Genomic DNA, 12,428 nt, shown 5'->3' with positions numbered 1-12,428 from the left:
GGCAGGCCGTCGCGCGTGGAACCAGAAAACCCGCTTGAGTCTTCCGATCTGTGACCCATGCGTCAATTCTTTTCACCAGCCAGCGGTGAACGGGATTTTCGAACAGGTGGTAAGAGGCAATGGCAGTCAACACGCTTGCAAGAACACCTGCAACGATGAGCAGGACCGCGCCTGCCGTCGCCTCGCCCCATCGTTCCGGAGCAGCTTTGAAGAAAACCATTCCGACCGCAGGATGGAGAATGAAGATGCCGAAGCTGTAACGGGAAAGCCTTGTGAATCCGCGCCATTGCAGCGGTGTATAAATGCCCCGAGTGGATGCGGCATAAAGCACATAGACACCCGCATAGAGGAAGGCCAGCCGCCAGGGGCCTTCAAGCGTGTGCGGTTCGTCCGGCCCGTTTGCCGGGTGATAGAACAGAAAGACAATCAGGCAAGTGGCAAGCAATGCCTTGATTGCCGATGCCGGCATCGGTGGATGTTCCCGGCGAGCAAGCCACATTCCAAAGACAAACGAAGGCAAGGCTCGCAAGACCCCGGCATCGGACAATTGAATGCGTGTGAGTGACAATACGCCAAGCTGTTGCGCCAGATAATCACCGCCCACGGCTGCAGCCATCACACCGACGAGAACCCAGCTCCCGAAACGACGGCACAACATATCGAACAGCGGAAAAGCGAGATACATGGCAAAAAGGGCACTCAACGACCAGCTGACATAATTGTAGGACAAGGTGCGCCCCAAACCCCAATTATGAATCAGCAGTAACTGGGTCAGCCCGTCTCGCCAGCTCATGCTGGGTTCGACCAGAGGATGCAGAATTCCCGCTGCTGTCAGGACAGAAAGAAGCGCGAAACAGGAGAAGGTCACCACGTGCAGCGGATAAATCCGCGCGAGCCGCTTCCCAACGAAAGCTACATAACGCGGCCAGCTCCAGAGATAATTTTGTCCTCTTGCCAGAAACAATCCAGAAACAATAAAAAAGACATCGGTAAAATAAGCAAATGTTAATATAAAAGAATTCAGAATCTCATCATTTACCGGAACCCGGAAAGAAAAATGGAAAATTGCGATTCCTATACATAATAAAAACCGCAACCCATCAAAATCTTGGAGTCTTTTCATTTGAAAACACTGGAACTACTTCACACAATTTCTGTTTAGCAATTTTTTAGGAATTGTCGAGTGCAACTTGAGCGTGAAATAGCGCCATCATGCTAATTTCAATAAGAGCGTCAGTCCGCTGCAGCAAAATGTTCCATCTGGTCGGTAAAGGCTTTCTGGAATGCGGGCCGTGCCGTCGCGCGCCCGACATAGGCCCGGCAGACCGGATGCTGCGCCAGACCGTCGAAATGGTCAACCAGACGCAACACGTCTGCCATCAGAATATCGGCAACCGAAAACTGATCCGTCAGCCATTCGCGGCCTGACAGCGCCTGCTCCATGTGCGCCAGCCGACCGGCAAGGAAGCTGTCCATGAGCTGACGCCCCGGTGTCTGCTCCTCATCACCGGTGAATTTATAAAGGGCGAGCGGCAAGGCGGCCATTTCGACAGAGTTCAACGCCGCAAACAGCCATTGTATGACCTCGTTGCGTGCCCTCGGATCGGGCGGCAACAGCGCATCGCTCTTCTCGGCGATATGAAGCAGGATGGCGCCGCTTTCGAAGACCGACATATCACCGTCGATCAGCCATGGCACTTGCCCGAAAGGCTGATGGGTGAAGTGTTTCGGCCCGCGATTCTTGAATGGAACGCCTTCGACACGATAGGGCAATCCGGCTTCTTCCAGCGCCCAGCGCACGCGAAGATCGCGGACGAAGCCACGCGGCATTTTGGGAACCCAGTCGAATGTCGCCAAAATCATCTCTGTCATGGGAAATGACATAGCGCTCGGACAGGCTTTGTCCACCGACAGCCATTGTGCCGACCGATGGCGGTGTCCGTTCTGGTTACTTGAGAAGAAACATTTGGTGGAGCCAAGCGGGATCGAACCGCTGACCTCCTGCATGCCATGCAGGCGCTCTCCCAGCTGAGCTATGGCCCCATCAGACCTCTTTCGAGGCGCATCAGGCAGGACTTGCTGCCCGGTGTGGCGGCTTATTAAATGGCGTTTGTCAGAAGATCAAGAGCTAAATCGCAACTCTTTTCACATCTGCCGAAAATAATTCACAGATCACGCCGAAGCCTCATCCGGGATATGCTCCAAACGCAGCGAGGCGACCCGAAGGTCGCCTCGCAAAAGCATCCGGTCTTGACCTGTGTAACAGATCAGCCTTCCTCGTCTTCACCGCCGACGCCGCCGCCGAGAATGCCCGACATGTCGTCGTCCTCGTCTTCCTCTTCTTCGAGGAAGGTGTCTTCATCGTCGTCGCCGAGATCGACGTCGTCGTCGTCCATATCCGGCAGATCGTCGCCGCTGCCCTTGGTTTCGTCGTCGGCATCCTCGAGAGAGACGAATTCCGGCTTTTCGAGTGCCGTATCCAGTTCTTCCTCTTCGGTTTCCTCTTCGACAACGCGGCTTTCAAGCGTGGAGTCGAAATAGGAACGCGGATAGGAAATGCCGGTGTAAGGCGAAACGATCGGGTCGCGATTGAGATCGTAAAATTTTTTGCCCGTTTCCGGGTCGATACGCTTGGTACCAAGTTCAGCTTTTGCCACGTCTAGCCTCGTTAATTCGCACGGGGACACAAATTCATAAAATCGCGCCGGAATGCCTGCCTTGAAGCATATAGCCCTTCACCATGCTGTTCATGGAGCCATATGGCAAGGGGCAAGTCTTAAGCACGTTTATATTGTTGTCCGGTGCATAAACGCAATTTGGCGCGTTTGTCAAAGCGAAACGCAAAGGGATGCGCAGACTCTTGGCTCTCCCTCCTGATTATGGGTGTCGCCCGCACCGCGTATTCGCGGATGACCGCACAATATTACTATGCTAGGGAAGCCCGGCTTATCTCTCAATCCCGGCGCGTGTCCGCGCCAAAAATGTGACTGTGAAAAATCCATGTCCCATTCTGCATCCCCGAAACCAGCAACCGCCCGCCGCTCGGAGGCACTTACGGGCGAAATTCGCATTCCGGGTGACAAATCCATCTCGCATCGTTCCTTCATGTTCGGCGGCCTTGCATCGGGTGAAACCCGCATCACCGGCCTTCTGGAAGGCGAAGACGTCATCAATACCGGTCGCGCCATGCAGGCCATGGGCGCGAAAATCCGCAAGGATGGCGATGTCTGGATCATCAATGGCGTCGGCAACGGTTGCCTGTTGCAGCCCGAAGCAGCGCTTGATTTCGGCAATGCCGGAACCGGTGCGCGCCTCACCATGGGCCTTGTCGGCACCTATGACATGAAAACCTCCTTTATCGGCGACGCCTCGCTTTCCAAGCGCCCGATGGGGCGCGTGCTGAACCCGTTGCGTGAAATGGGCGTTCAGGTGGAAGCAGCCGAAGGCGACCGCATGCCGCTGACGCTGATCGGCCCCAAGACGGCCAATCCGATCACCTATCGCGTGCCGATGGCATCCGCACAGGTAAAATCCGCCGTGCTGCTCGCCGGTCTCAACACGCCGGGCGTCACCACCGTCATCGAGCCGGTCATGACCCGCGACCACACCGAAAAGATGCTGCAGGGCTTTGGCGCCGATCTTTCGGTAGAAACCGACAAGGACGGCGTGCGCCATATCCGCATCACCGGCCAGGGCAAGCTTATCGGCCAGACCATCGACGTACCGGGTGATCCATCGTCAACGGCTTTCCCGCTCGTTGCCGCCCTTCTGGTCGAAGGTTCGGATGTTACCATCCGCAACGTGCTGATGAACCCGACCCGTACCGGCCTGATCCTGACGTTGCAGGAAATGGGCGCCGATATCGAAGTGCTCAATGCCCGTCTTGCCGGCGGCGAGGATGTCGCCGATCTGCGCGTGAAGGCCTCGAAGCTGAAGGGCGTTGTCGTTCCGCCGGAACGCGCTCCGTCGATGATCGATGAATATCCGGTTCTGGCCATCGCCGCGTCCTTCGCGGAAGGCGAAACTGTGATGGACGGTCTCGACGAACTGCGCGTCAAGGAATCGGATCGTCTGGCAGCGGTTGCGCGCGGTCTTGAAGCCAATGGCGTCGATTGTACCGAAGGCGAGATGTCGCTGACGGTCCGCGGTCGTCCCGACGGCAAGGGACTGGGCGGTGGCACCGTCGCAACCCATCTCGATCACCGCATCGCGATGAGCTTCCTCGTCATGGGCCTTGCATCGGAAAAGCCGGTGACGATTGACGACAGCACCATGATCGCTACGTCTTTCCCCGAATTCATGGACATGATGCCGGGACTGGGCGCCAAGATCGAACTGAGCGACGCGCGATGACGCCGTTCATCGTCGCTATCGACGGACCGGCCGCCTCGGGCAAGGGAACCCTTGCCCGGCGCATTGCCATTCACTACGGCATGCCGCATCTGGATACAGGGCTGACCTATCGCGCTGTGGCCAAGGCGCTGATCGACAAGGGGCTGCCGCTCGATGATGAAGCGGTGGCGGCTGACGCCGCGCTCAATCTCGATCTGCGCGAGATGGACAAGGCGGTCCTTTCCGCTCATGCGATCGGCGAAGCGGCGTCGAAGGTCGCGGTCATGCCGAAGGTCAGACGTGCGCTTGTCGAAGCGCAGCGCAATTTCGCCAATGCCCTGCCCTCAAGCGTGCTTGACGGACGCGATATCGGCACTGTCGTCTGTCCCGATGCAGCCATAAAGCTCTTCGTCACGGCGTCGCCGGAAGTGCGCGCTGAGCGTCGCTTTGAAGAAATCGTGGCACGCGGCGAGAAGGCAGATTTCGCGGAAATCCTGGCGGACCTCAGGAAACGCGACGAACGCGACACGAACCGCATCGATTCTCCGCTGAGGCCCGCTGAAGACGCGCACTTGCTAGATACGAGCGAAATGAGTATAGAAGCGGCATTTCTGGCCGCAAAAAAGCTGATCGATCATGCTTTGGCGCAGCATCGGGGATGAAACCGACAAGTTTTTAGACTTTTTGGATCTCATTATGCCCCGAAAAGCTGGATTATCTTGAGTTCGGACCTATATAGGCTGCACTCATACTGAAAAGCCTGACTTCGCGTTCCACGCGCCGGTTGTCTGCAAAGACGGGGCCGAGGTCGGGCATAACGCAACACTAACCCCCGGCGCCGCATCCGATGAATTTTCCGGATGCACCAGGAGTATTCATGTCAGAATTCAATCCATCCCTCGCAGACTTCGAGTCGCTGCTGGCGGAATCCTTTGCAACGAACGACCTTGCTGAAGGTTATGTCGTCAAGGGCCGCATCGTAGCCATTGAAAAGGACATGGCGATCATCGACGCCGGTCTGAAGGTCGAAGGCCGCGTGCCGCTGAAGGAATTCGGCGCAAAGGGCAAAGACGGCACGCTGAAGCCGGGCGACGAAGTGGAAGTTTACGTCGAGCGCATCGAAAACGCTCTGGGCGAAGCTGTCCTGTCGCGCGAAAAAGCACGCCGTGAAGAAAGCTGGGTCAAGCTCGAGCAGAAGTTCGCCAATGGCGAGCGCGTCGATGGCGTCATCTTCAATCAGGTCAAGGGCGGTTTCACCGTCGACCTCGACGGCGCTGTTGCCTTCCTGCCGCGTTCGCAGGTCGACATTCGTCCGATCCGCGACGTCACCCCGCTCATGCACGTCCCGCAACCGTTCGAAATCCTCAAGATGGACAAGCGTCGCGGCAACATCGTTGTCTCGCGTCGTACCGTTCTTGAAGAAAGCCGTGCGGAACAGCGTTCGGAAATCGTCCAGAACCTTGAAGAAGGTCAGGTCGTTGAAGGCGTCGTCAAGAACATCACCGATTACGGTGCGTTCGTTGACCTCGGCGGCATCGACGGTCTCCTGCACGTGACCGACATGGCATGGCGCCGCGTCAACCATCCGTCGGAAATCCTCACCATCGGCCAGACGGTCAAGGTGCAGATCATCCGCATCAACCAGGAAACCCATCGTATCTCGCTCGGCATGAAGCAGCTCGAGAGCGATCCTTGGGATGGCATCGGCGCGAAGTACCCGATCGGCAAAAAGATCACCGGCACCGTCACGAACATCACCGACTACGGTGCGTTCGTTGAAATCGAGCCGGGCATCGAAGGCCTCATCCACGTTTCCGAAATGTCGTGGACCAAGAAGAATGTCCATCCGGGCAAGATTCTTTCCACCACGCAGGAAGTCGAAGTCGTTGTGCTCGAAGTTGATCCGGTCAAGCGCCGTATCTCGCTGGGCCTCAAGCAGACCCTCGACAATCCGTGGACGACCTTTGCCCAGAAGTACCCTGTCGGTACCGTTGTTGAAGGTGAAGTCAAGAACAAGACCGAATTCGGCCTGTTCATTGGCCTCGACGGCGACGTTGACGGCATGGTTCACCTCTCCGACCTCGACTGGAACCGTCCGGGCGAACAGGTCATCGAAGAGTACAACAAGGGTGAAGTCGTCAAGGCTGTCGTTCTCGACGTCGATATCGACAAGGAACGCATCTCGCTCGGCATCAAGCAGCTTTCCGGCGACAAGGTCGGCGAAGCAGCAGCTTCCGGCGAACTGCGCAAGAACGCCGTTGTGACCTGCGAAGTGACCGCCGTTACCGACGGTGGCCTCGAAGTCCGTCTCGTCGACCACGATCTCGAAAGCTTCATCAAGCGTTCGGATCTGTCGCGTGACCGCGACGAGCAGCGTCCGGAACGCTTCACGGTCGGTCAGAAGCTTGACGCTCGCGTCATCGCTTTCGACAAGAAGACCCGCAAGCTGCAGGTCTCGATCAAGGCGCTCGAAATCGCTGAAGAAAAAGAAGCTGTCGCTCAGTACGGTTCGTCCGACTCCGGCGCTTCGCTCGGCGACATCCTCGGTGCCGCTCTGAAGAAGCAGGAAAAGAACTAATCTTTTCTTCTTCGATCGAACATGAGAAAGCCCGCCTCCTGGCGGGCTTTTTCTTTATCAAATAAATTTATGGTGATTCCTCCGCCACGAAATGGTCACGAACCGGCACAATTTTACGTACTCTACCAATATTGATTCATTATATTCTTTTCCAATTCGGCAGGTGAGCGACTAATAAAGCTTTCTCTGCATTAATCGTGGAGGATAAAAGCTTCCAAGCCGCCTACTCATAGCAAAATATCTATACAGAATTACTTTTGAACGGATTGCATAAGATGATTTCCAGAACCACCACCCTGACCGCAATGCTGCTTTCAACTGCGCTGCTGAGCGCTTCCTTTGCCGTGCCAAGCTTCGCCGAAAGTGCAGCAAAGCCGAATGCCCCGGCGACCGAGAGCACGAAAGCTGCACAACAGGACGCCATCAAGAAGCTGGATGCCATTTCCGGCGATGGCCTCGCAGCGGTGCGCGGCGTTACACTGGCGCGACTGGCCATTTTTCAGGGAACACCCGACCAGGCCAAGGTCATTCTGTCGACGGTCAAGGATGATCTGGACAAGGCGCAGAAAGACACTCCATCCCTGCTCGACAAGATGAAAGCGGCTGGCGCTCCAGCCGACGAAGTCGCCGAAGTTCAGTCGGGCACATTGCCGGTCGATATGGAAGTCGGTGTGGTCGATGACTACAAGCTGACGCCTGAAAAGGCTGCCCACCTGAAAAAGGCCAATGAACATATCCAGCATGGCCGCAAGAAAGAGGCTCAGGATGAGCTGAAACTCGCGGATGTTGATCTGGTGATAACCGAAACGACAGCCAATCTGCCTGCCATCGACAAGGATGTCGATCTGGCACTGGAACAGCTCGGCAACGGCAAATATTACGATGCCAACCTGACCCTCATTAAGGCGGAACATATGGTGACGATCCGCTCCAACATGTCCGTTGATGACAAGAAGGACGCCAGCAAGACAGCCAATGCACCAGCCGACGCAAAGCCGACTGATGCGGCCAAGAAAAGCTGACCATCGCTTGTGAGAATAAAGGCCGGAATGTGAACCATCCCGGCCTTTTTATGCAACGCTGAGCATATGGATCAGGCCAAGGCTGATTGCGCAGAGCGCAACGAGCGAAAGCACTGCGGTCAGTGTCACCCGGCCACCTGCAGACGCGACCGAACGGATATCGACGCCAAGGCCAAGGGCCGCCATCGAAATGATGGTGAGTATGGTCGAGGCATATTGAATGCCAGGCAGAATCGTTTCCGGTATCAGATGCAGCGAATGCAGCGCCATCATGCCAAGGAAGCCGAGGATGAACCATGGCACCAGCTGGAAGAAGCCCGGCTTGGCATTCGCATCCTTGTTACCGGCGAGAAGCGCCAGCGCAAGAATAACCGGTCCCAGCATCAGAACGCGCACGAGCTTCACCAGCGTGCCGAGCTGGACACTGATCGTCGCGACCGGCGCAGTGGCCGCCAGAACCTGTGGCACTGCATAAACGGTCAGGCCCGCCAGCACGCCATATTGCGTGTGCGACAGCCCCAGAAACGGCACCAGCAGTGGCAGAAGCAGCACGACGACCACGCCGAGAATAGCGGTAAAGGCGATCGAAGCCGCCACGTCCTCGCTTCCCGCGCCGATAACCGGTGCGGTTGCGGCAATAGCGGAATTGCCGCAAATGGAATTGCCGCAGGCGACCAGCACGGCCATCCGATGCGGAAGCTTCAGCAGACGCCCGATTCCGTAGCTGAGTGTAATAGCCAGCACCACAACGCCTGCGATACCGAAAATAAGCCCCGAACCCGCAGCCACCACCGCGCTGGCGCTGATCGACGCGCCAAGCAATACCACTGCAATTTCCAGAAGAAGCTTGGCGGAAAAGCCGATGCCCTTGTTGAAATGCTTGCCGGGACGCAGGAACGTCCGCACGACCGTGCCAAGGAGGATGGCGATCACCAGCGCTTCGAGCCAGGCCCGTCCTGCATAATGTTCCTCGACTTTTTCGAGTCCGATTGCAGCGATAGCAACGGCGACGCTCAAGCCAAGTCCCGGGAGGATGTTCTGGATTTTGGAGTAGGTCATTTTCAGCATTTCAAATCTGACTGTCTGCATTTTTCGCATTGTCCTGCGCAAAACCGCTTCGCACTTTTGCTGGAAATGCTGTTTTCATTCGCATTGCCCTGCGCAAAACCGCTTCGCACTTTTGCTGGAAATGCTCGTATGAGAATTATTTTCTGATTAGATGCCTGTTTTTCCCTGTTCAATCCATTTCATTATATGGCATATTTCATTTGATAAAATCGAACGATCATCGCTATGACACTGGAACAGCTACGAATTTTCATTGAAGTCGCCGAGCGTGAGCACCTCACGCGAGCCTCGGAAGCCCTGCATCTGACCCCTTCGGCGGTCAGTTCGGCCATCCGCACCATGGAAGATCGCTACGGAGCGACGCTCTTCAACCGCATCGGGCGGCGGATCGAGCTGACCGGTGACGGGCGCATGTTTCTGGACGAGGCACGCGCAACGTTTGCGCGCGCCCGCTCTGCCGAGCGGATGCTATCGGAACTCGGTGGCGGCAAACGGGGCATTCTCGCCATTCATGCCAGCCAGACCATCGCCAGCTATTGGCTGCCGTCCTTTCTGGCACGGTTTCACGCCGCCTACCCCTTGATCGACGTGCGACTGACGCTTGGCAATACGGAAAGCGTTACCGAGGCGACACAGGAAGGCGTCGCCGATATTGGCCTCGTCGAAGGTGCTGTGCAGGCGCCGTCGCTATCAATCAGCAAGGTTGCAAGCGACCAGCTTATTCTGGTGGCGCGCCCCGATCATGACTGGGGTACGGGCGGCAAGCTCACCTGGGATCGGCTTTTCGAGGGAAAATGGATCTTGCGTGAACAGGGATCGGGAACGCGCAGCGTTTTCGAGGATGCGATGCGCGCTTCCGGTTATAATCCGGCGCGACTGCATGTGGCGCTGGAACTGCCATCGAACGAAGCCATCTGTTCGGCGGTGCGCTCCGGTGATTACGTGACGGCCATATCGGAACTTGTCGCCGCCCCGCATCTTGCTGCCGGAACGCTGGTAAAGGCGGATTTTGCTCTGCCGCAGCGCCAGTTTCTCATGCTGCAGCACAACGACCGCTACAGGACGAAAGCGCTGCAGTCTTTCGCCAACTTGCTGAGTGGCGGGGATCAGCGGATCTGACGTAATAGCTCCGGCTGCGGGAAGCAGGTTGACGCCATGCCGTTTTTCGCCTGCCACAGGCCGATGGAGCGGCGAGTCTTGAAGCCAGGCAGACCATCAGGTTTGCCAACATCATAACCCAGCGCCTGCATGCGTTTCTGCATTGCGCCGATATCAGAGCGATACATGGAGCCGACGTCGCCCCATCCACGGCTGAAATCGCCCGCACCATAGGCGATACGATCACCGACGTGACCGATGAAGAGCGCATAGAGATCGCTCATATTATAGTCTTTGAGCACGTAGAAATTCGGACTCACGACAAAGGCCGGACCGTAGCGACCGGCAGGCATGAGCAGAAAGCCCTCGCCCTTCATTTCATTGGCCGGAAACGGTTTGCCATTCACCCGCGTAATGCCGAGCTTTGCCCATTCAGCAAAGGTCTTGCCCTGATCGGGGCCTTCCAGCGAACAGGAAACGTTCTGCGGAACGCTCACTTCAAAGCCCCAGTCACGCCCCTTCTGCCAGCCGTGCAGCTTCAGATAATTGGCGATGGAGGCGAGCGTATCCGGCACCGAGTTCCAGATGTCGCGCTTGCCGTCACCGTCGAAATCGACAGCATGTTTCAGATAGGAAGTCGGCATGAATTGCGGCTGGCCGAGTGCACCCGCCCATGAGCTTTTCATAGCGGCTTCGTTGATATAGCCCTTGGAAGCGATTTCGAGCGCAGCAATCAGTTCCTTCCGGAACATATCCTTGCGGGTGGCCATAAAAGCCTTGGTGCCCAGAACCTCATAAGCATTGTAGGGAATCTTCACCGTACCGAAGCCGGATTCGCGGCCCCATACGGCAAGCAGGATCGGCCCCGGAACGCCGTATTTCTGTTCGATGCGCTTCAGGAGATTGGCATATTGGCCATAGCGCGCCTTGCCGCCGCTTGTGACCGCGCCCATCGTCTTTGCATTGAAATATTTGCCGGGTGCACCGAATTCCGCCTGTTTCTGCTCTTTCGGTGTCGAGGGCTTTTCGCCGGGGATGACAAGGTCTGGCAGCTTCCAGTTGATCGAGACACCGGCAAAAGCCTGATCGAACACGGCGCGCGATACGCCTGCTGCCTTCGCTTCCGGCCAAAGGTCCTTTTCGAGCCAGTTGCGATACTGGCTTTCAATCTGCGCCTTGGACGGCGCGGCAATGGCGGGAGAAATGGCAAGGCTGGCAACCAGTGCGAGACCAATCTTCAGGCTATGCTTCCAATTTCCCGCTGCCATGCCTTCTCCATTAGTTCTAAAGGGTAGTTCTTGCCCGCAAGGCGGCAGCCAGCGTGCCTTCATCCAGATAATCAAGTTCGCCGCCGACCGGGACGCCATGAGCGAGCCGCGTGACACGAACGTCGAAGCTCGACAGCTGGTCGGTGATGTAATGCGCCGTGGTCTGACCTTCGACGGTAGCGTTGACCGCGAGAATCACTTCCTTGATCTCACCCGTGGAAACCCGTTCCACCAGTCCTTTAATGTTGAGATCGTCCGGGCCGATGCCATCGAGCGGTGACAGGCGACCGCCGAGAACATGATAGCGCACATTCATCGTGCCTGCCCGCTCCAACGCCCAGAGATCGGAAACGTCTTCCACGACAATAAGAGTGGTGGGATCACGACGTTCATCGGTGCAGATCGTGCATGGATCGGACGTATCGACATTGCCGCAGCAAGAGCAGATGCGTACCTTTTCGGCAGCTTCCTGCATGGCGCCACCAAGCGGCACCAGAAGCGCTTCTTTCTTCTTGATGAGATGCAGCGCCGCACGACGGGCCGAACGCGGCCCAAGCCCCGGCACGCGGGCCAGGAGCTGGATAAGACGTTCGATTTCGGGACCGGCTATTCGTTTGGACATCTTTTAAGGCAATACGGCAATAGGGCGGTAAGACAATAAGGAAAGCAGAGGCAGCAACGTTTCGGGCAACTAAAACATACTGCCCTAATGCCTTACTGCCCTACTCACTTAAAACGGCAGCTTGAACCCCGGAGGGATCGGCAGACCAGCGGTGAGCGACTGCGTCTTCTCGGCCATGGCCGCTTCAAGCTTGGCCTTGGCGTCGTTATGCGCCGCGATGATCAGGTCTTCGAGGATTTCCACCTCTTCTTCCTTCATCAGCGACGGATCGATTTTCAGCGCCGACAGGGTGCCCTTGCCGGAAAGCGTGATCGTCACCAGCCCGCCGCCCGATGAGGCCGAGGCTTCCATGGTGGCGATCTCGTCCTGCATGGCCTTCATCTTGGCCTGCAATTCCTTCGCCTGCTTCATCATGCCCATCATGTCACGCATGGGTTCAC

Annotated in this window: 11 protein-coding genes, 1 tRNA gene and 1 pseudogene; 5 read left to right on the top strand and 8 right to left on the bottom strand. The window is 56.9% G+C overall.

Features of this window, described 5'->3' with window-relative positions; all coding sequences use genetic code 11:
* Window positions 1-22: 22 nt before the first annotated feature.
* From OHI65_RS09730 to OHI65_RS09715, 4 genes and pseudogenes are all read right to left on the bottom strand, one after another.
* Window positions 23-1,123 (bottom strand): annotated as a pseudogene (locus OHI65_RS09730) (acyltransferase family protein); the annotation flags it as partial.
* Window positions 1,124-1,233: 110 nt separating this feature from the next.
* The gene (locus tag OHI65_RS09725; RefSeq protein ID WP_185757975.1) at window positions 1,234-1,872 is read right to left on the bottom strand and encodes a glutathione S-transferase family protein; all 639 of its coding nucleotides are present in this window, start codon (window positions 1,870-1,872) and stop codon (window positions 1,234-1,236) included.
* Window positions 1,873-1,967: 95 nt separating this feature from the next.
* Window positions 1,968-2,043: transfer RNA gene (locus OHI65_RS09720), tRNA-Ala, on the bottom strand.
* A 224-nt stretch (window positions 2,044-2,267) separates the two neighbouring features.
* The gene (locus OHI65_RS09715) at window positions 2,268-2,657 is read right to left on the bottom strand and encodes a TIGR02300 family protein (protein ID WP_010657838.1); all 390 of its coding nucleotides are present in this window, start codon (window positions 2,655-2,657) and stop codon (window positions 2,268-2,270) included.
* A 343-nt stretch (window positions 2,658-3,000) separates the two neighbouring features.
* Here OHI65_RS09715 and aroA point away from each other — a divergent pair, with 343 nt between their 5' ends.
* From aroA to OHI65_RS09695, 4 genes are all read left to right on the top strand, one after another.
* A complete protein-coding gene (aroA, locus tag OHI65_RS09710; protein WP_125300483.1) occupies window positions 3,001-4,353 on the top strand; it encodes a 3-phosphoshikimate 1-carboxyvinyltransferase in 1,353 nt (450 codons plus the stop codon).
* On the top strand, window positions 4,350-4,994 hold the full coding sequence (cmk, locus tag OHI65_RS09705) for a (d)CMP kinase (RefSeq protein WP_010657836.1): 645 nt from the start codon (window positions 4,350-4,352) through the stop codon (window positions 4,992-4,994). Before aroA ends, cmk begins: the two co-directional genes overlap by 4 nt.
* A 215-nt stretch (window positions 4,995-5,209) precedes the next feature.
* Window positions 5,210-6,910, top strand: coding sequence for a 30S ribosomal protein S1 (rpsA, locus tag OHI65_RS09700; protein ID WP_010657835.1), 1,701 nt, complete (start codon window positions 5,210-5,212; stop codon window positions 6,908-6,910).
* Window positions 6,911-7,185: 275 nt separating this feature from the next.
* Window positions 7,186-7,932 (top strand): YfdX family protein, encoded by a 747-nt coding sequence (locus OHI65_RS09695; protein WP_094514587.1) that lies wholly within the window; start codon window positions 7,186-7,188, stop codon window positions 7,930-7,932.
* 48 nt (window positions 7,933-7,980) lie between these two features.
* Here the strand turns inward: OHI65_RS09695 and OHI65_RS09690 are convergent, their stop codons facing one another.
* Window positions 7,981-9,000: a YeiH family protein gene (locus OHI65_RS09690; protein WP_181834084.1), complete on the bottom strand. Its 1,020-nt coding sequence runs from the start codon at window positions 8,998-9,000 to the stop codon at window positions 7,981-7,983.
* Between the two features lie 225 nt (window positions 9,001-9,225).
* On the opposite strand from OHI65_RS09690, the gene OHI65_RS09685 reads away from it, so the two are divergent.
* The gene (locus tag OHI65_RS09685; protein WP_125300482.1) at window positions 9,226-10,119 is read left to right on the top strand and encodes a LysR family transcriptional regulator; all 894 of its coding nucleotides are present in this window, start codon (window positions 9,226-9,228) and stop codon (window positions 10,117-10,119) included.
* Here OHI65_RS09685 and OHI65_RS09680 read toward each other — a convergent pair.
* The 3 genes from OHI65_RS09680 to OHI65_RS09670 form a co-directional block, all read right to left on the bottom strand.
* On the bottom strand, window positions 10,107-11,366 hold the full coding sequence (locus OHI65_RS09680) for a lytic murein transglycosylase (RefSeq protein ID WP_125300481.1): 1,260 nt from the start codon (window positions 11,364-11,366) through the stop codon (window positions 10,107-10,109). The two genes, OHI65_RS09685 and OHI65_RS09680, sit on opposite strands and share 13 nt — an antisense overlap.
* Window positions 11,367-11,382: 16 nt before the next feature.
* Window positions 11,383-11,988 carry a recombination mediator RecR gene (recR, locus tag OHI65_RS09675; protein WP_010657830.1) on the bottom strand — a complete coding sequence of 202 codons (606 nt, stop codon included), beginning with the start codon at window positions 11,986-11,988 and terminating at the stop codon, window positions 11,383-11,385.
* A 108-nt stretch (window positions 11,989-12,096) separates the two neighbouring features.
* The gene (locus tag OHI65_RS09670) at window positions 12,097-12,420 is read right to left on the bottom strand and encodes a YbaB/EbfC family nucleoid-associated protein (protein ID WP_010657829.1); all 324 of its coding nucleotides are present in this window, start codon (window positions 12,418-12,420) and stop codon (window positions 12,097-12,099) included.
* Between the last annotated feature and the right edge of the window lie 8 nt (window positions 12,421-12,428).

It is taken from the genome of Brucella sp. MAB-22 (assembly GCF_025908475.1).
GTDB classification, from domain to species: domain Bacteria; phylum Pseudomonadota; class Alphaproteobacteria; order Rhizobiales; family Rhizobiaceae; genus Brucella; species Brucella anthropi.
Note: the sequence above shows the minus strand (reverse complement) of the source record. Positions and strands in the feature narration are given on the sequence as shown.

Bases quoted from the DNA above. Each gene is read 5' to 3' on its own strand.
- cmk (WP_010657836.1), top strand. From the start codon at position 4,350: ATGACGCCGTTCATCGTCGCTATCGACGGACCGGCCGCCTCGGGCAAG.
- OHI65_RS09695 (WP_094514587.1), top strand. From the start codon at position 7,186: ATGATTTCCAGAACCACCACCCTGACCGCAATGCTGCTTTCAACTGCG.
- recR (WP_010657830.1), bottom strand. From the start codon at position 11,988: ATGTCCAAACGAATAGCCGGTCCCGAAATCGAACGTCTTATCCAGCTC.
- OHI65_RS09725 (WP_185757975.1), bottom strand. From the start codon at position 1,872: ATGACAGAGATGATTTTGGCGACATTCGACTGGGTTCCCAAAATGCCG.
- OHI65_RS09685 (WP_125300482.1), top strand. From the start codon at position 9,226: ATGACACTGGAACAGCTACGAATTTTCATTGAAGTCGCCGAGCGTGAG.
- OHI65_RS09680 (WP_125300481.1), bottom strand. From the start codon at position 11,366: ATGGCAGCGGGAAATTGGAAGCATAGCCTGAAGATTGGTCTCGCACTG.
- OHI65_RS09670 (WP_010657829.1), bottom strand. From the start codon at position 12,420: ATGCGTGACATGATGGGCATGATGAAGCAGGCGAAGGAATTGCAGGCC.
- rpsA (WP_010657835.1), top strand. From the start codon at position 5,210: ATGTCAGAATTCAATCCATCCCTCGCAGACTTCGAGTCGCTGCTGGCG.
- aroA (WP_125300483.1), top strand. From the start codon at position 3,001: ATGTCCCATTCTGCATCCCCGAAACCAGCAACCGCCCGCCGCTCGGAG.
- OHI65_RS09690 (WP_181834084.1), bottom strand. From the start codon at position 9,000: ATGCTGAAAATGACCTACTCCAAAATCCAGAACATCCTCCCGGGACTT.